Annotated in this window: 23 protein-coding genes, 1 pseudogene and 2 riboswitches; of the genes and pseudogenes, 12 read left to right on the forward strand and 12 right to left on the reverse strand. The window is 66.3% G+C overall.

What is annotated here, in order from left to right; all coding sequences use genetic code 11:
- Positions 1 to 80 precede the first annotated feature (80 nt).
- Positions 81 to 698, forward strand: a complete 618-nt coding sequence (locus tag AADZ78_RS03200; RefSeq protein WP_085251407.1) for an NUDIX hydrolase — start codon at positions 81 to 83, stop codon at positions 696 to 698.
- On the opposite strand, the gene thiE is transcribed toward AADZ78_RS03200, so the two are convergent.
- A complete protein-coding gene (thiE, locus tag AADZ78_RS03205) occupies positions 670 to 1,338 on the reverse strand; it encodes a thiamine phosphate synthase (RefSeq protein WP_085251355.1) in 669 nt (222 codons plus the stop codon). The two genes, AADZ78_RS03200 and thiE, sit on opposite strands and share 29 nt — an antisense overlap.
- Before the next feature lie 38 nt (positions 1,339 to 1,376).
- Positions 1,377 to 1,488, forward strand: a riboswitch (TPP riboswitch).
- On the opposite strand from thiE, the gene thiO reads away from it, so the two are divergent.
- From thiO to AADZ78_RS03225, 4 genes are all read left to right on the forward strand, one after another.
- On the forward strand, positions 1,479 to 2,486 hold the full coding sequence (gene thiO / locus AADZ78_RS03210; RefSeq protein WP_085251406.1) for a glycine oxidase ThiO: 1,008 nt from the start codon (positions 1,479 to 1,481) through the stop codon (positions 2,484 to 2,486). It overlaps the preceding riboswitch by 10 nt.
- Positions 2,483 to 2,680, forward strand: a complete 198-nt coding sequence (thiS, locus tag AADZ78_RS03215) for a sulfur carrier protein ThiS (RefSeq protein ID WP_085251354.1) — start codon at positions 2,483 to 2,485, stop codon at positions 2,678 to 2,680. Before thiO ends, thiS begins: the two co-directional genes overlap by 4 nt.
- On the forward strand, positions 2,673 to 3,431 hold the full coding sequence (locus AADZ78_RS03220; RefSeq protein ID WP_085251353.1) for a thiazole synthase: 759 nt from the start codon (positions 2,673 to 2,675) through the stop codon (positions 3,429 to 3,431). The genes thiS and AADZ78_RS03220 overlap by 8 nt, the downstream gene beginning before the upstream one ends.
- Positions 3,428 to 4,198, forward strand: a complete 771-nt coding sequence (locus AADZ78_RS03225) for an SGNH/GDSL hydrolase family protein (protein WP_239655266.1) — start codon at positions 3,428 to 3,430, stop codon at positions 4,196 to 4,198. The genes AADZ78_RS03220 and AADZ78_RS03225 overlap by 4 nt, the downstream gene beginning before the upstream one ends.
- 145 nt (positions 4,199 to 4,343) lie before the next feature.
- Here the strand turns inward: AADZ78_RS03225 and AADZ78_RS03230 are convergent, their stop codons facing one another.
- Positions 4,344 to 4,865, reverse strand: a complete 522-nt coding sequence (locus AADZ78_RS03230; RefSeq protein ID WP_085251352.1) for a serine/threonine protein kinase — start codon at positions 4,863 to 4,865, stop codon at positions 4,344 to 4,346.
- Positions 4,866 to 5,003: 138 nt separating this feature from the next.
- Positions 5,004 to 5,204, reverse strand: a complete 201-nt coding sequence (locus tag AADZ78_RS03235) for a hypothetical protein (protein WP_139828813.1) — start codon at positions 5,202 to 5,204, stop codon at positions 5,004 to 5,006.
- On the opposite strand from AADZ78_RS03235, the gene AADZ78_RS03240 reads away from it, so the two are divergent.
- From AADZ78_RS03240 to AADZ78_RS03255, 4 genes are all read left to right on the forward strand, one after another.
- Entirely contained in the window at positions 5,198 to 5,530 is a 333-nt protein-coding gene (locus AADZ78_RS03240) for a CD225/dispanin family protein (RefSeq protein ID WP_085251351.1), read from the forward strand. The genes AADZ78_RS03235 and AADZ78_RS03240 overlap by 7 nt on opposite strands.
- Before the next feature lie 14 nt (positions 5,531 to 5,544).
- Positions 5,545 to 5,970 carry a DUF2752 domain-containing protein gene (locus AADZ78_RS03245; protein WP_085251350.1) on the forward strand — a complete coding sequence of 142 codons (426 nt, stop codon included), beginning with the start codon at positions 5,545 to 5,547 and terminating at the stop codon, positions 5,968 to 5,970.
- A 96-nt stretch (positions 5,971 to 6,066) separates the two neighbouring features.
- Positions 6,067 to 7,569 (forward strand): M28 family metallopeptidase, encoded by a 1,503-nt coding sequence (locus tag AADZ78_RS03250; protein WP_085251349.1) that lies wholly within the window; start codon positions 6,067 to 6,069, stop codon positions 7,567 to 7,569.
- A gap of 8 nt (positions 7,570 to 7,577) precedes the next feature.
- On the forward strand, positions 7,578 to 9,050 hold the full coding sequence (locus AADZ78_RS03255) for a M28 family peptidase (RefSeq protein ID WP_139828812.1): 1,473 nt from the start codon (positions 7,578 to 7,580) through the stop codon (positions 9,048 to 9,050).
- A gap of 641 nt (positions 9,051 to 9,691) precedes the next feature.
- Here AADZ78_RS03255 and AADZ78_RS03260 read toward each other — a convergent pair.
- Positions 9,692 to 9,931, reverse strand: a pseudogene (locus AADZ78_RS03260) (hypothetical protein); the annotation flags it as partial.
- Positions 9,932 to 10,053: 122 nt separating this feature from the next.
- Here AADZ78_RS03260 and AADZ78_RS03265 point away from each other — a divergent pair.
- A complete protein-coding gene (locus tag AADZ78_RS03265) occupies positions 10,054 to 11,517 on the forward strand; it encodes a peptidase (RefSeq protein ID WP_085251347.1) in 1,464 nt (487 codons plus the stop codon).
- Here AADZ78_RS03265 and AADZ78_RS03270 read toward each other — a convergent pair.
- Together AADZ78_RS03270 and AADZ78_RS03275 are read right to left on the reverse strand one after the other, a co-directional pair.
- Entirely contained in the window at positions 11,505 to 11,831 is a 327-nt protein-coding gene (locus tag AADZ78_RS03270) for a hypothetical protein (protein WP_085251346.1), read from the reverse strand. The two genes, AADZ78_RS03265 and AADZ78_RS03270, sit on opposite strands and share 13 nt — an antisense overlap.
- 45 nt (positions 11,832 to 11,876) lie before the next feature.
- Entirely contained in the window at positions 11,877 to 12,101 is a 225-nt protein-coding gene (locus tag AADZ78_RS03275; protein ID WP_085251345.1) for a hypothetical protein, read from the reverse strand.
- A gap of 47 nt (positions 12,102 to 12,148) precedes the next feature.
- Here AADZ78_RS03275 and AADZ78_RS03280 point away from each other — a divergent pair, with 47 nt between their 5' ends.
- A complete protein-coding gene (locus tag AADZ78_RS03280) occupies positions 12,149 to 13,492 on the forward strand; it encodes a TetR/AcrR family transcriptional regulator (protein ID WP_085251344.1) in 1,344 nt (447 codons plus the stop codon).
- On the opposite strand, the gene AADZ78_RS03285 is transcribed toward AADZ78_RS03280, so the two are convergent.
- From AADZ78_RS03285 to AADZ78_RS03300, 4 genes are all read right to left on the reverse strand, one after another.
- The gene (locus AADZ78_RS03285; protein ID WP_085251343.1) at positions 13,383 to 14,027 is read right to left on the reverse strand and encodes an alpha/beta family hydrolase; all 645 of its coding nucleotides are present in this window, start codon (positions 14,025 to 14,027) and stop codon (positions 13,383 to 13,385) included. The genes AADZ78_RS03280 and AADZ78_RS03285 overlap by 110 nt on opposite strands.
- Positions 14,024 to 14,851 (reverse strand): bifunctional hydroxymethylpyrimidine kinase/phosphomethylpyrimidine kinase, encoded by an 828-nt coding sequence (gene thiD, locus AADZ78_RS03290; protein ID WP_085251342.1) that lies wholly within the window; start codon positions 14,849 to 14,851, stop codon positions 14,024 to 14,026. Before thiD ends, AADZ78_RS03285 begins: the two co-directional genes overlap by 4 nt.
- Entirely contained in the window at positions 14,848 to 16,482 is a 1,635-nt protein-coding gene (gene thiC, locus AADZ78_RS03295; protein WP_085251341.1) for a phosphomethylpyrimidine synthase ThiC, read from the reverse strand. The genes thiD and thiC overlap by 4 nt, the downstream gene beginning before the upstream one ends.
- A riboswitch (TPP riboswitch) is annotated at positions 16,474 to 16,583 on the reverse strand. (Overlaps the previous gene by 9 nt.)
- Before the next feature lie 53 nt (positions 16,584 to 16,636).
- A complete protein-coding gene (locus AADZ78_RS03300) occupies positions 16,637 to 18,412 on the reverse strand; it encodes a PE family protein (RefSeq protein WP_204800886.1) in 1,776 nt (591 codons plus the stop codon).
- Positions 18,413 to 18,604: 192 nt separating this feature from the next.
- Between AADZ78_RS03300 and AADZ78_RS03305 the strand changes: the two genes are divergently transcribed.
- Entirely contained in the window at positions 18,605 to 19,261 is a 657-nt protein-coding gene (locus AADZ78_RS03305; RefSeq protein ID WP_239656450.1) for a PAS and ANTAR domain-containing protein, read from the forward strand.
- Positions 19,262 to 19,286: 25 nt separating this feature from the next.
- Here the strand turns inward: AADZ78_RS03305 and AADZ78_RS03310 are convergent, their stop codons facing one another.
- Together AADZ78_RS03310 and AADZ78_RS03320 are read right to left on the reverse strand one after the other, a co-directional pair.
- Positions 19,287 to 19,562 (reverse strand): hypothetical protein, encoded by a 276-nt coding sequence (locus AADZ78_RS03310; protein WP_139828455.1) that lies wholly within the window; start codon positions 19,560 to 19,562, stop codon positions 19,287 to 19,289.
- A gap of 49 nt (positions 19,563 to 19,611) precedes the next feature.
- The gene (locus AADZ78_RS03320; RefSeq protein ID WP_423752181.1) at positions 19,612 to 24,189 is read right to left on the reverse strand and encodes an HAD-IC family P-type ATPase; all 4,578 of its coding nucleotides are present in this window, start codon (positions 24,187 to 24,189) and stop codon (positions 19,612 to 19,614) included.
- Positions 24,190 to 24,207 lie beyond the last annotated feature (18 nt).

The raw sequence follows: 24,207 nt of genomic DNA on the forward strand, positions 1-24,207 counted from the left end.
CATCTTACGAACCTCTATAAGCGAATCTTAAGAGAATGTTCCGACAGATGGGGGGAGGTGCGCGCAATTATCCTGTCTTCGTGCGGGGCGACGGCGACGGTTGGGTGATCTCCGACAGCGGCGTCCACTACTGGGGCCGATATGGCTCCGCCGGCCTGCTGCTTCGGGCGCCCCGGGTCGACGGAACCCCCGCGGTGCTGCTCCAGCATCGGGCGGTGTGGAGCCATCAGGGTGGCACCTGGGGTCTGCCGGGTGGTGCTCGCGACAGCCATGAGACGCCCGTGCAGACCGCGGTTCGCGAAGCGTATGAAGAGGCGGGCCTGGACGCCGAGCTGCTGGCGGTACGGGCGACCGTGGTGACTGCCCGCCCGGGTGGCACCTCCTGGACCTACACGACGGTCGTCGCCGACGCCAGCGAATTATTGGACACCGTGCCCAATCGGGAAAGCGCCGAGCTGCGCTGGGTCGGCGAGGACGAGGTGGCCGACCTGCCGCTGCATCCCGGCTTCGCCGCCAGCTGGCACCGGCTGCGCACGGCTCCGGCGACGGTACCGCTGGGTCACGCCGACGAACGGCGGCGACGACTGCCGCGGACCGTGGAGATCGAGGCCGGAGTCTTCATCTGGTGCATGCCCGGTGACGCCGATCAGGCGCCGCTGAGTCCCAGCATCAGCTCGCTGCTACAAGCGCTGACTTGAGCTGTGCGGCCGCCGCCTGAGGGTCGTCGGCGGCAGTGATCGCCCGCACCACCACGATCCGGCGGGCACCGGCCGCGACGACTTCGGGCAGCCGTCGGGCATCGATCCCGCCGATGGCGAACCACGGCTTGTCGCCGCCGAGTTGAGCCGCGGCGCGTACCAGGTCCAGGCCCGGCGCTGTGCGGCCCGGCTTGGTTGGCGTGGGCCAGCAAGGTCCGACGCAGAAATAATCGGCTTGCCCGGCTGCCGCGGCAGCTTGTTCAGCGTTGTGACTGGACAGCCCGATGACGACATCGGGGCCTACGATGTCGCGCGCTATCTCCAGGGGCAGGTCATGCTGGCCCAGGTGCAGCACGTCGGCGCCGGCGGCGCGGGCGATATCGGCGCGGTCGTTGACCGCGAACAGGGCGCCGTGCCGGCGGGCGGCGTCGGCCAGGATCTCGCAGGCGGCCAGCTCGTCGCCCGCCTCCAGCTGGCCGAACCGCCGCTCTCCGGCCGACCCTTTGTCGCGCAGCTGGATGATGTCGACTCCGCCGACCAGGGCCGCGTCGGCGAACTCGGCTAAGTCGCCACGCTCGCGACGGGCGTCGGTGCACAGGTACAGCCTTGCGGTGGCGAGACGGCTGGCAGGTTGGTGCACATCACTGACGTTATCCGGGTTAGCGCGCTAGCGTGGACGCTGAAACACACGGGAGTCCCGGGAGCGGGGCTGAGAGTGGGCACACATCCTGCCCTGACCGTCACACCTGATCCGGGTCATGCCGGCGAAGGGAGCAGACGATGTCGAATGCGCTGGCCGTCATAGGCGGCGGCATCATCGGGCTGTCGGTGGCGCGCCGAGCGGCCCAAGCCGGTTGGTCGGTGCGGGTGCACCGAAGCAACGAGCGGGGCGCGTCCTGGGTCGCGGGCGGCATGCTGGCACCGCACAGCGAAGCCTGGCCGGGTGAGGAACGGTTGTTGCGGCTGGGTCTGCAGTCGCTGCGGCTGTGGCGCGAGGGCGGCTATCTGGATGGGCTGCCACCAGAGGTGGTCACCGCACGCGAGTCGTTGGTGGTGGCCGTCGATGCGGCCGACGTCGCCGACCTGCGTACCGTCGCGGATTGGTTGTCCGATCAGGGTCACCCGGTGGTCTGGGAGCCGGCTGCGCGCGATGTCGAACCCCTGCTGGCACAGGGCATTCGGCACGGCTTCCGGGCGCCCACCGAACTGGCTGTCGACAACCGCGCCGTGCTCGACGCGTTGAGCCTGGAGTGCGAGCGCCTCGGAATCCAGTGGGCCGCACCGGTGGCCGACCTGACCGGGGTTGAGGGCGACGCGGTGGTAATTGCCAATGGCATTGACGCGCCCACGTTGTGGCCCGGCCTGCCGGTGCGTCCAGTGAAAGGCGAGGTGCTGCGGCTGCGCTGGCGAAAGGGGTGTATGCCGTTACTGCAAAGGGTCATTCGAGCCCGGGTGCACGGTCGGCAGGTGTACGTGGTGCCGCGTTCCGACGGCGTGGTCGTCGGCGCCACCCAGTACGAACATGGCCGCGACACCACGCCCGTCGTATCGGGAGTGCGTGACCTGCTCGACGATGCGTGCGCTGTGGTGCCGGCGCTGGGCGAGTACGAACTTGCCGAGTGTGCCGCCGGGTTGCGCCCGATGACACCCGACAACCTACCGATCGTGCAGCGCCTGGACGCGCGCACCCTGGTGGCCGCGGGCCACGGAAGATCCGGGTTTCTGTTGGCACCATGGACCGCCGAGCAGATCGTGTCCGAACTCGTTCCGGTGGGAGCGCACTCATGATCGTGGTTGTCAATGACAAACGGATCGAGGTCGACGAACAGACCACGGTGGCCGCCCTGCTGGCGTCGCTGGGTTTCCCGGACCGAGGTGTCGCGGTGGCGTTGGACGCGACGGTGCTGCCCAGATCCAATTGGGCGACAACGCTTTCCGAAGGTGCCCAACTCGAGGTGGTGACGGCGGTGCAGGGTGGTTGAGTCCAAGCTAACAATCGGCGACCGCAGTTTCGCGTCCCGGCTCATCATGGGCACTGGGGGAGCGACCAATCTGGCGGTACTGGAGGAGGCGCTGATCGCATCGGGTACCGAGCTGACCACCGTCGCGATCCGCCGGGTCGACGCCGAGGGCGGAACCGGACTGCTCGATCTGCTCAACCGGCTCGGCATTACGCCGCTGCCCAATACCGCGGGCTGCCGCAGTGCCGCCGAGGCGGTGCTGACAGCGCAATTGGCCCGCGAGGCGCTGAACACCAACTGGGTCAAGCTCGAGGTGATTGCCGACGAACGCACCCTGCTGCCCGACGCCGTCGAATTAGTGCGTGCCGCAGAGCAATTGGTGGACGACGGGTTTGTGGTCCTGCCGTACACCAACGACGACCCGGCGCTGGCCGGTCGGCTGGAGGACATCGGATGTGCGGCCGTGATGCCGCTGGGGGCACCGATAGGCACCGGTCTTGGCATTACCAATCCACACAATATCGAGATGATCGTCGCTCGTGCCGGCGTTCCCGTGGTGCTCGATGCGGGTATCGGTACCGCGAGTGACGCCGCGCTGGCGATGGAATTGGGTTGTGACGCCGTGTTGTTGGCTACCGCGGTGACCCGGGCCGCCGACCCGCCGGCGATGGCCGCCGCGATGGCCGCCGCCGTCACCGCCGGCTATCTGGCCCGTCGGGCCGGGCGGATCCCGAAACGCTTCTGGGCGCAGGCGTCCAGCCCGACGTTATGACCAAACGTTATGTCGCGCTGGGCAGTTCGATGGCTGCCGGTCCGGGTATCAAGCCTCGCGCGGCGGGAGCGCCTTGGTGGGCAGGCCGATCCGCCCGCAACTACCCACATCTTGTCGCCGAACGGCTGAACCTTGATCTGGTTGACGTCACATACTCCGGTGCGACCACCGCGCATGTACTTGCCGACCGCCAGCATTGGGCGCCGCCCCAAGTCACCGCTCTGAATGGATCGGAGACCCTGGTAACGGTCACGATCGGCGGCAACGACGTCGGCTATGTTCCGTTGCTCATGGCCGCCTCGGTGCCACGGTTGGCGCGGCGACTGCCGCTGCTGGGCACGCGCATACGTGAATTGCTGGACGGTGATGCCCGGGATGGAGCGCTGACCGGGGTGTTCGACTCGTTGTGTGAGATCGGTCGCGTGCTACGTCAGCGCGCGCCACGAGCGCGAGTGTTGTTCGTCGACTACCTCACGCTGTTGCCACCGGCGGGCACGCCAGCGCCGCCGCTGTCCGCGGCAGACACCGAACTGGGGCGCCACGTTGCCGGCACACTCGAACGGCTCACGGCTGACGCCGCTACGGCGACCGGGTGTGGGCTCGTGTGCGCCGGTGCCGCCAGCCGCGACCATCACGCGTGGTCGGCCGAGCCTTGGACGGTGAAGCCCACGAGATCCGTTGTGCCACTACCGGGTCGGCCGGCACCGCTGCATCCCAACGGCGCCGGGATGCGTGCGGTGGCGCAGCTTGTTTTAAAGGCGCTTTAAAGAAGTCGTTGTAGCCTTCAAGTCGATCTGGCGTGAATCCTGGGTTCCGAGCGTGAACTGTGGGCGCGAAAACCGGCCGGATCCGGCCCTGGATACACGCTGAAAGCCCTGAGCTCACACTCGATCTCGAGGACTACGAGTGACTTCAGCCGTTAGTACGCCACCACTGGTAGAGGGCGGGGACGTCGGTGTTGGAGGCGCGGATATAGCTGAGGATGTTCTTAGCGTCGGTGGTCCAGATGATCTCGGCGGCGCCCTGATAGGTCCCGCACGCCACCTGGCCAGCCGTGGAACCGGCGCTGCCCTGGCGCCAGGTGGTGGGTGATTGGCCGCTGTCGCCGCAAGCGGTCAGGGTTTCGTCTTTGATGCTGGCTTTGAATGAGCCGTTCATGTCGTCGGCATTGGCGAACAGGATGTACTTGGCTTGAACGGGTCCGGCTGAGTCCGGGCTTTGTCCGCACGAAAGAGCGGCCAGTTCACCAGCGCTGATTGATTGGGCGGTGCAATTGCTAAGGCCGTAGCCCTTCGACAGCGACGCGGCGAGGGCGTTGACATCCGACGAGTTGCCGGTGGGGTCCGCGATCGCGGTGGCAGTACCCAGGCAGGCAAAGCTACCCAATAGCGCTGTAGCCGTCGCGGCTCGCAACGCGTTGGTGAGGTGAGACATCCTTGCTCCTTGCGGTTGTCGGGCCGACGATGCAGCAACGTTGACATCGGGAGTCTATTTCTGTCGCTCACCGGAAAACTAGAGCTTCTTATTAATACGACCCCGCAGCGCTAGTTGTTGGACATGCAACATATTCCGTTAGAAATTGTCTGTCTGTGCAGCAATCATCTTTAATTGGTGGCCAGGTGTCGGCGCAGCATAGACGTTGGGATCGCGCAAGCAATGGTTAATCTGCACAAGTGCCATTTTCCGGTTGGTGATGCCGTCGCGACGCCTCTCCGGTATGGTAAGCACCGCTTCACGCCAGCTAACTTCTTTTGACTGGAGAATCCATGACACAACCACCACCTCCCGGTTACCCGCCGCAGCAGCCGCCCGCCGGGCAACAACCTGACAATTACTTGGTCTGGTCAATTCTGGTGACGTTGTTCTGCTGTCTTCCCCTTGGCATCGTTGCGATTGTCAAGTCCACCCAGGTCAACGGGTTGTGGGCGCAGGGTCGTTATGCCGAAGCTCAGGCCTCGGCCGATTCCGCCAAGAAGTTCGTGATCTGGTCGGCCGTCGCTGGCGTGATCGTGTTCGTCATCTACGGCATTTTGTTGGCGGTGGGTGCCCTCAATGCCGGGACTGAGAGCGTGGCGATGATGCTCACCACGATGTACTAGGCCTGGGTGAGCTGATGGTGACCCGCCAAGGGTCGGTGCCGCTGAGCTTGGGTGCGCCACTGCTGGTGGCCGCGTCTACGACATTGGTATGCGCCGCCATCTGGGTGGGTGATCCAACGACCCCGAACGGTCCACTACCGGTATGTCCCACCAAGGCTCTGTTGGGAATCGATTGCCCTGGGTGTGGCAGCCTCCGAATGCTGTACAGCCTTATGCACGGCAATCTTTTGGCGGCCGTCAGGTTTAACGCCCTTGGCCTGGCGGCGGTGGCGCTGTTGGTGTGGGCCTACCTGGCTTGGACCTATGGCCGTTTAGTAGGCCGACGAATCGGGAGTTGGCAGCATCGCCGTTGGGCGGCGGTAGTGGCCCTGGCGCTGGTGCTGGCTTGGTTTGTGGTGCGCAACATCCCGGTTGCGCCATTCACCACGCTGTTTGTCTGAATTTGGTCACTGTGATGCCAAAGCCGCATTCGCTTGTGCGGATGCGGCTTTCGCTACTTCAGGAGCCCGCTTCTAATCTGAGCTAGTCTGAGCCCGATGGTGCACAAATCAAAGATGATGCCGGTGGTACTGGCCGTCGCCGTGGTTGTTGCGTTCCTGGCAACGGGTTGTGTTCGTTGGCGGACTCAGTCGAAACCGGCTTCCAATAACCCCGTCGCGGCTGAGTTCGCCATGACGCTGCGCAACAAGGTGAGCGCCGACGCGATGATGGCGCACCTGTCGAAACTTCAAGACATCGCCAACGCGAACAACGGCACCCGGGCGGTTGGCACTCCCGGCTATGAAGCCAGCGTGGACTATGTGGTAAATACGTTGCGCAACAGTGGTTTTGACGTGCAAACCCCGGAGTTCTCGGCCCGCGTGTTTCACGCTGAAAAGGGTTCGGTGGTCGTTGGCGGTCTGACTGCCGAGGCGCGCGCCCTGGAGTACAGCCTCGGTACCCCGCCGGACGGCGTGACCGGGCAGTTGGTGATCGCACCCGCCGACGACAGCCCGGGCTGCACACCCAGCGACTACGACAATCTGCCAGCGCAAGGTGCGGTGGTGCTAGTTGATCGCGGCAACTGTCCGTTCGCTCAGAAAGAGGATGCCGCGGCACAGCGCGGCGTCGCGGCGTTGATCATCGCCGACAATGTCGACGAGCAGTCGATGGGCGGCACGCTGGGGGCAAACACCGACGTCAAGATCCCGGTGGTGGGTGTCACCAAGTCCGTCGGGATTCAGCTGCGGGGCAAGTCCGGACCAACCACCATCAAGCTCACGGCTAGCACCCAGAGTTTCAAGGCCCGCAACGTGATCGCGCAAACCAAAACGGGGTCGCCCACCGACGTGGTGATGGCGGGCGCACACTTGGACAGCGTTCCAGAGGGTCCGGGCATCAACGACAATGGCTCCGGGGTGGCCGCGATTCTGGAAACCGCAGTGCAGCTGGGTAACTCACCGCACGTCCGCAACGCGGTGCGATTCGGCTTCTGGGGCGCCGAGGAACTCGGGCTGATCGGTTCGCGCAACTACGTCGAGTCGCTGAATCTCGACGCTCTCAAGAACATCGCGCTGTATCTGAACTTCGACATGCTGGCCTCGCCGAATCCGGGCTACTTCACCTATGACGGTGACCAGTCGTTGCCGATGGATGCGCGCGGCCAACCGGTGGTGCCCGAAGGATCGGCCGGCATCGAGCGCACGCTGGCCGCGTATCTGAAGATGGCCGGCAAGACCCCGCAGGACACGTCGTTCGACGGTCGCTCCGACTACGACGGGTTCACCCTGGCGGGAATCCCGTCCGGCGGGCTGTTCTCCGGCGCAGAGGTCAAGAAGACTGACGAGCAGGCCAAGCTGTGGGGCGGGACCGCCGATCAGCCGTTCGATCCGAACTATCACCAGAAGGGCGACACCCTCGAACACATCGACCGCACGTCGCTGGGCATCCAAGGAAGCGGCGTCGCCTACGCGGTGGGCCTGTACGCGCAGGACCTCAGCGGCCGCAATGGCGTTCCGGTCATGGAGGACCGCACCCGCCACGTGCTCACGAAGCCATGATGCCGGCCATGGTTCGGGGACTGGCCGCGACGATGCTGCTGACCTGCCTGTTGGGGGGATGCTCGACGACGCATCAGCCGGCGCCGCCGGGAGCGGCGCCGGACCTGGGCCGAACACTTTCGGTAAAGGTGACCGCGGACGGCATGTTCACACATCTGCGTGCGCTGCAGGCGATCGCCAACGGCAACAAGGGAAACCGGGCCGATGGCACGCCTGGCTACGACGCGACCGTTGAATATGTGGTGAAAGCGCTGCGCGACAAGGGCTTTGAGGTGACGATACAGAAGTTCGAACGGCTGTACCCGGCGTCGCCGGGTAAGCCGTCGCTGACGGTCGCCGGACGCAGCTATTCCGTTGATCAGGCGTCGTTGCTGGCGCGAACGCCTCCCGGAGGGCTGACAGGTCAGCTGGTTCGGCCCGCACAGCCGGCCGGCTGCACCGCGGGCGATTACCAGTCCGTGCTGCCAACGGGTGCGATCGCGGTGGTCGATGACACCCGCTGCTCGGTGGTCGACAAACAGGACAGCGCGGTTGCCAAGGGGGCCGCGGCGCTGATCGTGATAAGCCAAGCCAGCAATCAGGGAGCCCCGCCCACGCTGTTCAGTCCCGGCTACTACAACCAGCTGAGGGTGCCGGTCGCGGTGGTCGGTGGCAACGGCGCGGCCGCCCTGGGCCGCGCTACCGCGCCGGTGCGCCTGGTGCTGGACGCCGAGAACGTCAAGGTTTCGTCGCGAAACGTGCTGGCGCAGACCAAAACCGGTGCGCCGCATGAGGTAATTACGGTGGGCGCCCATCTCGCCAGCCCGCCTGATAGCCCCGGGATTAACGACGGCGGGTCGGGCGTGGCCGCGGTCCTCGAAACGGCGCTGCAGTTGGGTCCGCTGCCGCCGGTGGCCAACGCGGTGCGGTTCGCGTTCTGGGGAGGCCAGGAGGACGGGCTCAACGGTTCCATGGACTACGTGTTCGGCCTCGACAACAACCAGCTCAACGACATCGCGCTGTACCTGAACTTCGACATGCTCGGGTCGGCGAATGCGGGCTTCTTCACCGACGACGGTGACCAGTCCGGTCCGGCCGGAGCGGGCGTGGCCGCTGCGGATGTGCCGGAGGGCTCGGCCGGAATCGAGCGCACCCTGGCCGGCTATCTGAATCTGGCCGGCAAGCGACCCGCTGACATGCCGCTGACCACCAGGACCGCCTACCATCCCTTTTTCGTTGCCGGTGTGCCGATCGGGGGCCTGACCACTGGCGCTTCGCAGACGAAAACCGTTGTGCAGGCGCGTCTCTGGGGTGGACAGCCCGGCGTCCGGTTCGACCCCAACTACCAGAGCGTTCGTGACACCGTCGAAAACATCAACCGGGAAGCACTGGCCGTCATGGGCTCTGGCGTGGCATACGCGGTGGGCAGCTACGCGGAATCAATCGGGGGCGCCAACGGCGTCACACCCCATGGAAAGCGCCATCGCACCCGAGTGTCGTAGCTCGGCGGTACCGGGACTAACGCTCTGGCGTCGCGAGGAGCCTGAACAGCATATTGTTGACATCAGTGAGGGCCTGGATGTCGGCTTGCCGAAGCCGTTCGCTCTAGTTGGTCTTGCGCAAGCTGGTTATCAGACCGGGAGCCGCCCAGCCGTCAGCCAAGTCCACGCCAAAGCCGGCGCCAGGCTCGGAATCGAACACCGGCACAACGATAACGGTTGGCTCGCTGGGAATCTCGTTGTACATCGTTGACGAAATCACCAGAACGGTAACGCCGGTGTCCGTCCGCCAAATGTCGCCCCGGCGTGGGGATGGAGTCAATGCTTAGCCAGGGTCCCGAGGTTGCGATCCGCCCAAGCCTCACTGAACGCCGCGGCCTTAGGGTGCGCCCGCATCCACCGATCATGCTCCGCGCAGCGCCGCCTCATGTCGTTTATGTCGAGCAAGCTAGCGCTCCACGCGTCAATCGACGGTTTGTCCAGGCCGGAATAGCGTTTCAGGACCTGGTACGCGCTATCAAAAAGCCGCAACGCAATCATCCGCGCCACGGCTTGATGCTAGCAAGCGAACTTACTTGAATGGCCCGGTTGACCGTAGCTGTGGATCGCTCGATTCCGTGGTTTCGGTTGCGCACCATAATGTGCTTGCACTGGATTGCGGTGTAGTTTCCGGTGTCGCGCTCGCGGGCCATCAGGTCGATGCCGGTGTCGGGCTTGCCCTGCCGTCCCGGCCAATCGATCCAGCGCCACACCGCGTCGTACTGCTGCGACATCATCGGGTCCAGCTCGAAGTAGCGCACCATCAACTCCTCGAACTTCGTTCCCCGTTCCGAGTTCGACGGAGCCTTCCGGAACGCCTCGATGACCTCGTGCACCGACCCCATGGCTGACGACGATACTGCGCAGCTCCGACATCGCGGCAGTTTCGTTTGGGTACTGACCGTAAACCAACCCATCTAAGATGGGATTCCTTATAGTGCAGGCCGGTTGGGACGGGGTTGGTCAAATGAATGTGCGCGCTCGCAGGCTGATCGCGTCGGTGCGGGCCGCGATTGCCTGCCTGGGGGCGGTACTCGTGGTGGCCAGCTGCACGACGGTCGTCGGCGGTCGTGCCCTGTCGATCCTCAACGACCCGTTCCGCGTGGGGGGCCTGCCCGCGACCAACGGTCCTAGCGGTGCTCGCCCGAACGCACCCGCGGCGACGGGCACGGTGATCAACACCAACAACGGAGCGATCGACAAGCTGTCGTTGCTCTCGATCAACGACATCGAGCAGTACTGGAGAGCCAACTACACCGACCCGCTGAAGGGAACGTTCAAACCCGTCGACAAGCTCGTGTCCTACGACTCCAACAATCCGAACAGTCCAATCGTCTGCCACAACGAGACCTACCAGCTCGTCAACGCATTTTTCACCTCGCGGTGCAACCTGATCGCCTGGGATCGCGGGGTGTTCATGGCGATAGCGCAAAAGTACTTCGGCGATATGTCCGTGAATGGCGTCCTGGCACATGAGTTCGGGCACGCTCTGCAGAGCATGGCGAAATTGGTTACCAGAAGAGACCCGACGATCGTCCGTGAGCAGCAGGCGGACTGTTTCGCCGGGGTCTACCTGTATTGGGTGGCCGACGGTAAGTCACCGCGCTTCACGCTGAGCACCGCGGACGGGCTAGACCACGTGATCGCCGGGATCATCACCACCCGCGACCCGGTTATGGACGCCGACACGCAGAACGACGACGAACATGGGTCAGCGTTGGATCGGGTCAGCGCCTTCCAGATGGGTTTCATTGACGGCACCCCCGCGTGTGCGGCAATCGACAAGGCCGAGATCGAGCAGCGCCGCGGTGACTTGCCGACGACCCTGCGGGTCGATGACTACGGGGAACCGGAGACTGGCGAGGTCCCGATCAACGAAGACACCTTGTCGACGCTGATGGAGCTCATGGGCAAGATCTTCTCGCCCAAGAACCCGCCGACGCTGTCCTACAAGGCGGCCGGTTGCCCCGACGCGAAGCCCAGCCCACCGGCGTCCTACTGCCCAGCCACCAACACCATCGTGGTCGACCTGCCCGCGCTGGCGGCGATGGGCAAGGTTGCCAGCGAAAAGGAACAAAGCCTGCCACAGGGCGATGACACCGCCCTGTCGATCGTGATGTCGCGGTATGCGCTAGCGGTGCAGCATGAACGCGGCCTCGCGATGCAGAGCCCGTGGACCGCGCTGCGGACCGCGTGCCTGACTGGTGTTGCGCACCGCAAGATGGCCGAGCCCATTGATCTGTCGTCCGGCAAGCAACTCGTCCTGACCGCCGGTGACCTCGACGAAGCCGTAGCCGGGCTGCTCACCAATCACATGGTGGCCAGTGACGCCGATGGTGTCAGCGTGCCTGCCGGATTCACCCGCATCGCGGCGTTCCGTGGCGGCGTGGGCGGCGATATGGACGGCTGCTACGCGCGCTACCCGGTATAGGTGACTTCCCGCTTCCGGTTCTGGTCGTTATGCACCCAGATCACCAGGAAGCTGGTGATCAGCACCCACCCGGCGGCAACGCTCGGGATCGCCCAGGCGCGACGCACCAGCAGTGCGGTGTCGCACTGCGACGCAAGTGCGTCGCTGTTGGCCTGGTGGGCCTGGGTGAGGTCGGAGCCAAAGCCGTTGCCGCAAGTGATCTTGACGCCGTACGAATCGAATTGATTCAGGTAGACCGGTAGGTAGAGGGCGAACAACCCGACGACGCCCAATAGCAGGCCGGCGATACCCAGGTACATCTGACGACGAGTCACAACTTCTCCATGGTACGTATGTAATTCATTATTCGGCGCTAGCGCTCATATCATGCAAACGTCGGAGAACAGCAGCACTGGCCATGAGGCGATCGACCCCAAAAACGACACCGCCAGATCCGTCCCGTGGAGCCGGTGCAGATGCTCGGTGTGCGTCAGCGACCAGACCGTTCCTACCAGCAGATACGGTGTTCCGACGATCAATCCGAGGACTATCAGTTGGCCGACCGTCACCTGGAAGTTCAGCGCCTGGCGAACTTTCTCCAACATCTCGGTCCCTCCGGCGACCTACGGACAATTCCCCCCAAACGAGCACTATGTTAATCGACATTCCGCACTGGCGATACAGTGAGGCCGTGTCCACCGGCGTCAGCGCCAATCGGAGGCGGCCAAAGCACCGCAAGGCGCAAATAGCCCGCGCGGCCGCCGAGGCGTTCAGCGCACAGGGCTATCACGCGGTCAGCATGGAAACCATCGCGGCCAAGGTCGGGGTTTCGGCGCCCGCGCTGTACCGGCACTACGCCGGCAAGTACGACCTGTTCCGGGGCGCGGTGCTGGCCCTGAGTCAGCAACTTGTCGACTGCACGGACTTAAAACCGGGCCCAGCATGGGACCCAGAACCGGGTCCGGACCCGGCCGCGATGCTGGACCGGCTCGTTGCGGTGCTCATCGACGCTACTCTGGACAACCGCGATTCCGGCGGCCTGTACCGCTGGCAGGCGCGCTATCTGCGTGCCGAGGACCAGTCCACACTGACCGGTCAACTGCGCCTAGTGAATCGTCGGATTCAGAAGCCGCTCATCGCGATTCGGCCGTCATTGACTTCCGCACAGCGGTGGATGCTGTCGGCGGGGGTGCTGAGCGTGATCGGCAGCACCGTCGATCACCGCGCGCGGCTGCGGGCCGACGAGATCCGTGCGCTGCTGGCGGCGGCCGCCGCGGCGATCTTATCCGCGGAGCTTCCGCAACCTGGGGATGTCTTTCCTCGGCCAGTGTCCTGGCGGATCTTCGCCGAGGATGCTGGTGTCTACGAAGCGTTGCTGCATGCGGCGATGGCGTTGTTCAAGGACCGGGGCTATACGGAAACCAGCATGGCGCAGATCGCCGCGGCCGCCGGCATACCGGTGTCGGGGATCTATCGTTATTTCTCCAGCAAGTGCGAGATTCTGGCAACTGGACTGCGCCGGGCGACCGACCGAGTCTCCGGGCAGCTGTCGCCGATCTTCGGCGCTATCACCGACCCACGGCAGGCATTGCTGCTCTTGATCGACGCATACGTAGCAACGTCGTTCGCCAACCCCGAACTGGTCGCGGTCTACTACACCGAGCGGGTCAACCTGACGCCCGCCGACCAGATGTTGCTGCACAACGTGCAGCTGTCGACAGTCGACTCTTGGGTGCGGCTGCTGACAGCTGCGCGACCGGCGCTCACACCGATTCAGGCGCGGTTCTTGGTGCACGCCGCCATGGCACTGGTGGTCGATCTGGGGCGGATGGCGAGCCCGGACGATTCGGCTTATGCCCAGGCGTGTGTGCGAAAGCTTATGGAGGTCACGATGTTTGGTCCCGGAGCTGACCCCCCAGCAGGCCCAGTGCTGCCGCGACCGCCAAAGCGCCCACGTCGAGGGTCTTCGAGCCCAAGTCGTGTCGCGCGCCGGTAATTTCGACGATCTCGGTAGGCACAGGGATCAATGCCGCGGCGGCCCGCAGCTCCGCGATCGTGCCGAACGGATCCGACGTGCCGTGGGTGAAAACAGTCGGCACCGCGATGTCGGGCAGGTGCTCGGTGCGGGTTCGCTCCGGCTTGCCCGGTGGGTGGACCGGATAGGAGAACAACGTCAGCACGTTGACGGGCAGTTGCTTGTCGGTGGCCACCACCATGGACGTCTGCCGACCGCCGTAGGAATGTCCGCCGGCGATCAGCGGACCGTCGGCAAGGCCGCGGCACAACGCGATCGCTTCGGCGATCCCGTCGCGGTCGGCGGCCGCCGAGCCGGACGGTGGCCCCTTGGGCCGGCGTCGGCGATAGGGGAGGTTATACCTGACCGCCAGCCAGCCGCGTCGCGACCATTCCTCGCAAACCTGTTGCAAGAGTGTGGATTCTCGGTTGCCGCCAGCGCCGTGGGTCAAGACGACGATCCCTTTTGGAGAGCCTTCGGGTTCGTGCGCGACACCCGCAATCTCGTTGAGGTTCATGTGAGCCTGAAAAAGGGAGATACGGGGCCATGGCCCCCGCCCAGCGGATAAGCGGCTCGCAGGCATTCGGTGACCCACCACTTGCCGAACGTGACCGCGTCCGGCACGGTGCGGCCGTGTGCGAGCGCACAAGCGATTGCGGCGGCCAGTGTGTCACCGCCGCCGTGGTCGTTACCGGTGGAAAGCCGCGGTGCGTCGAACTCGTAGCAGGAGGCGCCGTCATAGAGCAGGTCGCAGCTGGTGTCCGAGGAGCGTAGGTGTCCGCCCTTGACCAGTGCCCACCGCGGACCCAGCGCGTGCAGGGCCTTGGCGGCCGCGCGCTGTGAGTCGGCGTCGACGACCTCGATATCGACCAGCAGGCGCACCTCATCGAGGTTCGGTGTTACCAACGTGGCCAACGGAAACAGTTGAGTTCGAAGCGAATCCAGGGCCGACGCTGCCAGCAGCGCGTCCCCGTGCATCGATGCGCACACCGGGTCGACGACGAGCGGAACGGACAGTTCCAGGCGGCGCCAGGCGTCGGCCACCGCGGCAATGATGGCCGACGACGCCAACATCCCGGTCTTGGCGGCCTGGACGCCGATGTCGGTGACCACGGCCTCGATCTGGCCGGTCACTACATCGGCGGGAACCTCGTGAAAGCTCTTGACTCCCAATGTGTTTTGCACGGTAACTGCGGTGACGGCGACGCATGCGTGCACGCCCAACAAAGCCATGGTGCGCATATCGGACTGGATACCGGCACCGCCTCCGGAGTCCGATCCGGCGATGGTCAGCACCCGCAGCGGCGTCGTCCCGGGCGGTGCCAGCGGCAGGTAGTTCACTGGGTGATCGGCAAGTACACCCGGTTGCCGTGCTCGGCGAACTCGTGTGACTTTTCGGCCATCCCCGCGGCAAGCACAGCTTCGATGTCCTGTTCCGTCTCCAGCCCGTGTGCGGCAGCGTAGTCGCGGACATCCTGCGTGATGCGCATCGAGCAGAACTTCGGCCCACACATCGAACAGAAGTGCGCGGTCTTGGCCGGTTCGGCCGGCAGCGTCTCGTCGTGGAATTCCCGCGCGGTGTCGGGATCCAGTGACAGCGCGAACTGGTCGTTCCACCGGAATTCGAAACGCGCCGTGCTCAATGCGTCGTCACGCTCCTGCGCGCGGGGATGACCCTTGGCCAGATCCGCCGAGTGCGCGGCGATTTTGTAGGCGATCACGCCGTCCTTGACGTCCTTGCGGTCCGGCAACCCGAGGTGCTCCTTCGGGGTGACATAGCACAACATCGCGGTGCCGGCCTGGGCGATGATGGCCGCGCCGATAGCCGACGTGATGTGGTCGTAGGCCGGCGCGATGTCGGTGGCCAGCGGGCCCAACGTGTAGAACGGGGCCTCCTCGCACAGCTCCTCTTCCAGCCGGACGTTCTCCACGATCTTGTGCATCGGAATGTGCCCTGGCCCCTCGATCATCACCTGTGCGCCATGGGCTTTCGCGATCTTGGTCAGTTCGCCCAGGGTGCGCAGCTCGGCGAACTGGGCGGCGTCGTTGGCGTCGGCGATAGACCCGGGACGCAGCCCGTCGCCCAGTGAGAAGGTGACGTCGTAGCGCGCGAAGATGTCGCACAGCTCCGCAAAGTTGGTGTACAGGAATGACTCCCGATGATGTGCCAGACACCAGGCGGCCATGATCGACCCTCCGCGGCTGACGATGCCGGTGACCCGTTTGGCCGTCAGCGGAACGTAGCGCAGCAGCACACCGGCATGCACCGTCATGTAGTCCACGCCCTGCTCGCACTGCTCAATCACGGTGTCGCGGTAGATCTCCCAGGTCAGTTCGGTCGGGTCGCCCTTGACCTTCTCCAGCGCCTGATAGATCGGCACGGTGCCGACCGGCACCGGCGAATTGCGCAGGATCCACTCACGGGTTTCGTGAATGTTCTTGCCGGTGGACAGGTCCATGATGGTGTCCGCGCCCCAGCGGGTGGCCCACACCATCTTGTCGACCTCCTCGGCGATCGACGACGTGACCGCCGAGTTACCGATGTTCGCGTTGACCTTGACCGCGAACGCCTTGCCGATGATCATCGGCTCGGTTTCGGGATGATTGTGGTTGGCCGGGATCACCGCGCGACCACGGGCGACCTCGTCGCGCACCAACTCGACCGGCATGTCCTCGCGGGCGGCGATAAACGCCATCTCCGCGGTGATCTCACCGGCACGAGCACGCTGCAGCTGAGTGCCACGGTCGCGGGCCACTCCGGGCCGGGGTGGCAGGCCGGCCGTCAGGTCGATCACCGCGTCCGGGTCGGTGTAAGGCCCCGAAGTGTCGTACAGGTCGAAGTGATCCCCGGTGGATAGGTGCACCCGTCGGAACGGCACCCGCGCGTCTGGAAAACCATCAACCGAGCGGTACACCTTGCTGCTGCCCGCGATGGGGCCGGTAGTGACGGCAGGCTCGACAGTGACGGTCATCTTTCATCTCCCTACGCCGGCATTACCCGGTCAGGTTCGTACGGTCGACGGCCCCAGCCGTCCTCTCAGCGCACTCGGCGTGCGCTCCCGCGTTTCTGGTTAGCGCCTCCCACGCTAGCGCAGCGGCGCGCCGGTGTGCAGGCGCGTCTTGGGGTCAGCCGTGCGGGCCGGTCGCGCCAGGGGTGCCGAACAGTTGCCCGCGGCTACCGCCCTTGCCACCATCCCCACCGTCACCGTCGGGAGTGCCGAGCCCGCCGGCGCCTCCGGCCCCGCCGTTACCGCCGTTGCCGATCAGCCCGACGGCGTTCCCGCCGTCGCCGCCGAGGCCGCCGTTCCCGCCGGGCCCGACTCCGACGCCTTTCGCGCCGGCCTGGCCGGCGCCGCCAGCTCCGCCGTCGCCGAACAGCCCCCCGCCGTGACCGCCGGCCCCGCCGTTACCGCCGTTCCCGCCGTTGCCGCCGTTCCCGCCTTGGTTGGAGGCTCCGCCGATCCCGCCGGCCCCGCCGTTTCCGATCAGCTTTGCGTCGCCGCCGGCCCCGCCGGCCCCACCGGACCCTCCGGCCCCGAAATCGGCCAAGCTGGCCCCGCCGTGACCGCCGGCCCCGCCGGCCCCACCGGCCCCGATCAGCCCGGCGAAACCGCCGTTACCGCCAACGCCGCCGTTTCCGCCGTTGTCATCGGCGGCCGTAGCGCCGTTTCCACCGGCCCCGCCCGCTCCGCCATTGCCGAACAGCTGGCCGCCGTTACCCGCGTTGCCGCCGTGCCCGCCGAAAACGCCGTTGGGTGCGGAAGTGTCGGCATGGCCGCCGGCCCCGCCGGCCCCGCCGTTGCCGATCAGGAAGGCGTTGCCGCCGGCACCGCCGTTGCCGCCGACCCCGCCAATTGCGCTGCCGGGGCCGCCGGTGCCGCCGGCCCCGCCGGCACCGCCATCGCCATACAAGAACCCACCACTGGCTCCATGACCGCCGTCCCCGCCAAACCCGCCTTCGGTGGCTTGACCCCCGATACCACCGGCCCCGCCGGCCCCGCCGGCGCCGAACAGTCTGGCCGCACCCCCGGTCCCGCCGGTGCCGCCATGCCCGCCGAACCCGAACGGTGCACTGGTTTCGGGCCCGCCGGCCCCACCACTTCCGCCTGCTCCGCCGTTTCCGTACAGCAGTCCGCCGGTCCCGCCGGTTCCGCCGGCCCCGCCGGGCCCGCCTTCGCCCAACACGGAGTCTTCGGCCCCGCCTGCCCCGCCGGTTCCCCCGGTCCCGCCGGTGCCCCAGAGGCCGGCGGCGCCGCCGCTGCCGCCAGCCCCCCCGGCTTGGCCTACACCGCCGGTGCCGCCACCGAGCACTCCCGCTCCACCGGTTCCGCCGACGCCGCCGTTGCCGAACAGCCACCCGCCGGCCCCGCCGTTACCCCCCGGCGCGCCTGCGCCCCCGGTTGCTCCGGCCCCGCCGTTGCCGATCAGCCCGGCGGGTCCGCCGCTGCCACCGGCCTGACCCGCCGCGCCCGCGGCCCCGTTACCGCCGTTGCCGAATAAGATTCCGCCCGCTCCACCGTTGCCGCCCGGGGTGGTCGCGTTGGCGCCGTCGCCGATCAGCGGGCGGCCCAACAGCGTCTGGGTGGGCGCGTTGACGGCGTTGAGCAGAGCCTGCTGGGCGTTGGCGGACTCGGCGCTGGCATACGATCCGGCACCGGCGTTCAAGGTCTGCACAAGCTGGTCATGAAACGCTGACGCCTGGGCGCTCAGCAGCTGATAGGAGTGTGCATGAGCGTCGAACAGCGCCGCGACCGCCGCCGACACTTGATCGGCGCCCGCGGCGAGCACGCCCGTCGTCGGGGCCGCCGCCACCAGATTCGCCGCGCTGATCGTGGAACCGATATTGGCCAGATCCGTTGCCACGGCGGCGACCGCCGCTGGTGACGTGACCACAAATGACATCCCATACCTCCGACCAGCCCAGTAACGACCCTGAGGTGGAGCCTATCGTCGTTGCCCAGGGAATTTGTCGGAGTTGCGCCGATCGCGGCGGAGTGCACAAAGTAGCCGTCGCAACTGCCGGGTGGGATGATGCAAAACGTGCCCCAACCCGTTCAGAAATGCACACCGACACCCGATCGCCAAGATTCGTCGATGGGCGCCGGAGCCGGCAAGCACTTGAACGTGGGCAGTTTCCGGTTGTGGTTCGTAGGTCAACGTTGGGAGTGGTCCGACGAGGTAGCGCGGATGCACGGATATGAACCCGGATCGGTGGTGCCGACGACGAAACTGCTGTTGTCCCACAAGCATCCGGACGACCGTGCGCACGTCCAGGACCTGCTCGATTACGCATTGCGGTCGGGCGAGTCGTTTTCGAGTCGGCACCGGTTTGTCGACACCGCGGGCAAGGTGCATGACGCGATTGTGGTGGCCGATCGCATGCTGAACGAGGCAGGTGCGGTGGTTGGTACCGCCGGTCATTACATCGATCTCACCGACACCTTGGATGAAACCCGCTACCAGACGCGGCAGGAGGTGCTCGACGAGGCTCTTCCGGACTTGTTCGAGAATCGGGCGGCCATCGAGCAGGCCAAGGGTGTGCTGATGTTTGTGTATCGGGTCAGTGCCGATCAGGCCTTTCGCGTCCTGCAGTGGCGGTCGCAAGAGACAAACACCAAGTTGCGCGTGCTGGCGATGCAACTGCTTGCCGAAGTCGCCACGCTGGCGGCACCGTCGCCTGCTGCGCAAAGCCAGTTCGACCATCTGTTACTGACGGTGCACGAACGCATCCCTGCCGACTCCGCGCGGTAGTTGGACGGGAGCGGCCGGTGGCTGATTAGGCCTCCTCCAGCGCCTCGCCGAACTCTTCCAGCAGGCGGTTGTGGTGATTACTGGCCAATACGTGTCCGGTAGCGATGACCAGAGCGACCGGCCAGTCGATGAGCTCGAAGGCGGCCAGGGCGGCCAGACCGCCGTAGTAGGCCAACTGCTCGGGACGCGGAATGGCCACTTGCCCCACCACCGGCAGGTTCACCGCAAAGGTCTCGGCTTCACGAACTTTTTTCACGGCCTCACGCTGGGAGGTTTCCCGGCGAGCCTTTTTTTCGGCCATCATTTGCCTTTCAGTAACTAAGGGTTTGCCGCTAGGCAGGACGGTGCGGTCACCGTCTGACGTATGACGAGGACCGACGCCGATCCGCTGGTTTCGTCGATTGCCGTGCTGCTGACCGTGCCGTTGCGGGAGCTTTACGCGGTGCTGTGGCGCGTTGGGGTGGTCGAGGTCCGCGAGACGGGCCGCGCGATGCGCCGCCCGCCGGGGAGGGCTTCCTCGTCGGCGGCTCCCGGTCCGATTTGTCCCGATCCGTCAGCACACGACTCAGGATGGCCACTGCGATGGTCGCAGCAGTCGCGGCTCCTAGGGCCTGTGCCCAGCCGAGCGGTCCGAGCGGGGTGCAGCCGAGCAGTTGGCTGACGCCGGGAATGCTGATCAAGATTCCCACCAGCGCGAGTGAGCCCAGCGCGGTCAGCAGCACCATTGGGGCCTGCGACTCCAGCAACGTCTGGCCCAATTCGGCTGCCACCAGCGCGATCAGCGCCACGGTGGATGCACGTTGCGGCAGGCCGGTGAACCCGGCCATCGCCCAGGCGGCGGTCGCCGCCGCCGCCGTGGTGACGCCGCGGATGGCGACGGCGTTCCACAACGCGGGCTGATCTGCGCCGCGTAGGTTGGGGTCCACCTGGCTGCGGGGCTTACTGACGGCAAGGGCCGCGGCCGGCAGCGCGTCGGTCAACGTGTTCACCAGCAGCAGTTGGCGGGTATTGAGCGGCGACGTCCCGGTGATAGCGCTCCCGATGATCGCGAAGATCACCTCACCGGCATTACCGCCGAGCAGCACCGCCACCGCGGCCTGCACCCGCCGCCACAGCTGACGTCCTTCTTCGATGGCCTCCAACAGCGCGTCGATTCGGCCGTCGACCAGCACAACGTCGGCCACAGTGTGAGCCGGGTCGCTGCCGCGCCCGACCACCCCGATACCGACCGTGGCCGCTCGGATCGCCGCGGCGTCGTTGGCTCCGTCACCGACCATCGCCGTACGCACACCGGCATTCTCGAGCGTCTGAACGACCTCGACTTTGTTCTCCGGTGTCATCCGGGCGAATATCACCCGCTCGGTCACGACGCGCTCTTGGTCCTTGCGCGACAACGAGTCCCATTCGGCGCCGCTGATGATCTGATCGGCGGTCACCGGGAGGCCAAGTTCCTCGGCGATGGCTTTCGCGGTAATCGGATGATCGCCGGTGATCAGCAGTATGCCCATCCCCTGCTGCCGCAGACTCGCGATCAGGCCGGCGGATTCGGCACGCGGAGTGTCGGACAATCCGAGGAAACCTGCCAGGGTCAAGCCATCAGAGCAGAATTCGGCGATGTTATCGGGGCTTTCCTGGATCGCCCGAGCCTGTTGCGGCGTCAGCCGGCGCTGCGCCACGGCGATCACCCGCAACCCGCGAGCGGCCAGCGCGGCGACGGTGCTGTCCATCGACGTGACGTCTCCGCACGCTGCTAGCACCACTTCGGGTGCGCCCTTGACGGTCAGCTCGGTACCGGTCACCGAGGCCGAAAACGACCGGCCGGAGCGGAACGGCAGGTGCGCGGTAACGGAGCCGCCGTTGTGGAGGTCGGCAACGGAGGCATCCGCCGCCGCGGCGGCTTCGACAATGGCAACGTCGGTCGCGTGCACCTGCGGACCGCCGTTGGTCACCGGCGCGGCGTGCGCCGCGCAGCGCAGCACCTCCGCACGCGAATAGCCCGGCGCGGGATGGACGCGCGAGACCCGCAGCCGGTTCTCGCTGAGCGTTCCGGTCTTGTCGAAGCAGACCACCTCGATGCGGCCAAGAGCCTCGACCGAACGCGGAACACGAACCAGCGCACCGAATTTCGTCAATCGTCGTGCTGACGCAGCTTGCGCCAGGGTTGCCACCAAGGGCATCCCTTCGGGAACCGCTGCGACCGCGATGGCGATGCCGCTGGCCACCGCGTGCCGCAACCCGGTGCGGCGCAACAGCCCGAGCGCACCGACCAGCGCACCGCCGGTCACGCTGACGGGAAGCGCCCGATTGGTGAGCTGGCCGAGCTGATGCTGCAGGCCGATTTCCGACGACAACTCGCCGGACACCAGATCGGCGGCGCGTTGCTGCTGGGTGTCGGCGCCCACCGCGGTCACCAGCGCGACCGCGGTGCCTGCCACCACGGTGGTGCCGGCGAACAGCATGCAGCGACGCTCAGCGAGGGGGACGCCCGGTGTGGCCTCGACCTGCTTCGGCACCGACAGCGACTCGCCGGTGAGCATTGACTCGTCGACCTCGACGTCGACCTCCTCGATGACCCGGGCGTCGGCCGGCACCACCTCGTGGGTGCGGACTTCGATGACGTCACCCGGCCGCAAGAGCGCTGCGTCCACATCGACGTATGCCCGCTCACCGTGCGCGGCGGTGACCACTGTGCGGGCCGGCGGAATCTGCTGAGCCAGTAGGAGATCCAACCGTTTCTCGGCTCGTAGCCGTTGCGCGGCGGCCAGTATCGAGTTTCCCGTCAGTACCGTCCCGACCAGCACCGCATCGACCGGCGAACCCAGCACCGCACTGGCTGCCGAACCGAGCGCCATCACCGGGGTCAGCGGGTCGGACAATTCGGCGCGGACGGCCTTGAGGAGCTGCCAGACCCCGAGCGCCGGTCTTCCCGCCAACTGGACGATTCGCTGGGCCGCTTCCCGGCCGCCGGCGAGCGCCCGGGTACGCCCCTCGTCGAATTCCGCGGGCGGCCCGGGCGGGGGCAACGCGTTACGTACTTGTTCGACCGACATGGCGTGCCATTCGTGGCTGGCGGCCGGGCGCGGCGATTCCGCGCCGATGACCGCGCGCGCGAGTAGATATCCCGAGAGCATACCGGCGGCCGCGCCGGCAGTGACCGGGCCGGTCCCAATGCCACGGACACCGGGAATCAGAAAGAGCGAGCCCATAGCTGTTGCGCCAGCGGACATTCCGACGCCTCGTTGGGTAGCCGACTTGGCTGCCGGCAGCGCGTGCAGAACTCGCCAGGCAGCTGCAAGGCCGGGCAACAAGAGGTCGGCATCCCAGGGTGGTGGACCCTGCCGTGGCATCACGCCCAGCGCCAAGTCTGCAGACGAAATCGCTTGCGCGCCAGTTGATGACAACACGGCTACCATCCGGCCCGCCCGCTGCAGGTCGGTCACCGCGCGGGCCAGGGCGGTGTCGATGGCCTTGTCCGGGGATCCATTCGCGGCGCTCCTCAGGGGCCGGATGTCGTCGAACGCGGGTCGCAGCTCATCCAGAGAGTCGGCCTCCACCGTGACGAGTTCTGCCCCGGTGCGGTGTGCCTCGGCAACGACGGCGGAGGCCAACGGGTCGTGTGTGGGAAGCAGCAGCGCCTCGACTTTGGAATCCGGCTGACCAGCCGAAATGCCGGGCACCGGCTGCCAACCCGGGCGCAGACCGTTTCGGTCCAGCATGAGTTGGGCACTGTTCCAGGCCGCCGACAGCTCGTCCTCGTCGGCACCTCGGATCCGCGCGACCCGCATGCTGTCGGTACACAACACTCGCGGATCGACGACGATCGCGTCGACCCGGTCCAACCCACGCAGACTCTTTGGCCGCAACGGCAGTACCCCGTGTTGATCGGCCAATCCACGTCCAAGCGCCGCGGCAAACGCCTCGGGTGTGGTCCGGTTGGCCTTGGGTGCTGTCACCAGGGCGGCGGTGGCGGCCAGATTCACGTCGCGGGTGCCGGCGCCGATCAGCCCGGCGCTGAGCGCCTGCAAGAGTGCGAAACGTGCGGCGTTGCGCTCGCCGGGTTCGGAGGTCGGCGGTGGCCGCTTCGCGCTCCAAGCCGGTTGGTCGGCGTAGCGCACCAATTCCGGTTCATGCTGTTGCCAGGCACGTGCCTGGGCACGGCATTCGGCGGCTTTGAGCGACTGCATCAGCAAACCGACCGACAATGCCGCCGGTGATTGGGTGACGGTTTCGGCTGCCGCCGTCGCCAACGTCATAAGCGTGTCCGTCGCGGACCTACCGATCCCGTCCTCAAGCAGACGGCGCAGCAGGGGCTGGTAGTCCACCGCCACCACGCCCGCGAGGACACTGATCGGCAACCGCGGCCACCGCAGCAATCGGCCGGTGAGCGCTAAGCCCAGACCGGCCGCGTTGGCTGCCAGCGTCACCGCTCTGGTGGCCAGCACCACGCCGTCGCCCGGCAGACTTGGTGGTGCCGCACCCGACGTGTCTTGGCTTGGATGACAACGCTTTTCGGCGTCGTCGATGATGCGGCACAGGTCATCCAATGAGGTGTCCGGACCGTCGATGCCGACGACGACACGGGCCAAGGGATAGTTGAGGCTGGCCGACGTCACGCCGGGGTGGGCGCGAACCGCGTCGAGCACGAGACGCCCTAGTTCACCGTCGCCGGTTTCGTCGAGGCCGCGCACCTCGATCCAGGCGCGGTTCTCGCCACGCCAACAGTGCCGGCTGAGCGTCTCGCGGGAAAGCTCGCCAGAAAGTGCCTTGGCTCCTTCTCGCAGCGGGATCGCAGCGATCTCGATTCCAGCCTTGGCGACCGATCCCGCCGTCTGCCCCAGCGTGCCCGCAAGAGCTGTGGCGGCGGTGATCGATGTGTTGGTCAGGACGGTGGACGCCTGCAGGCCAATCGCGACGGCGCGAAACGGCACAGACCTTCTTACGGATGT

It is taken from the genome of Mycobacterium riyadhense (assembly GCF_963853645.1).
GTDB lineage: Bacteria > Actinomycetota > Actinomycetes > Mycobacteriales > Mycobacteriaceae > Mycobacterium > Mycobacterium riyadhense.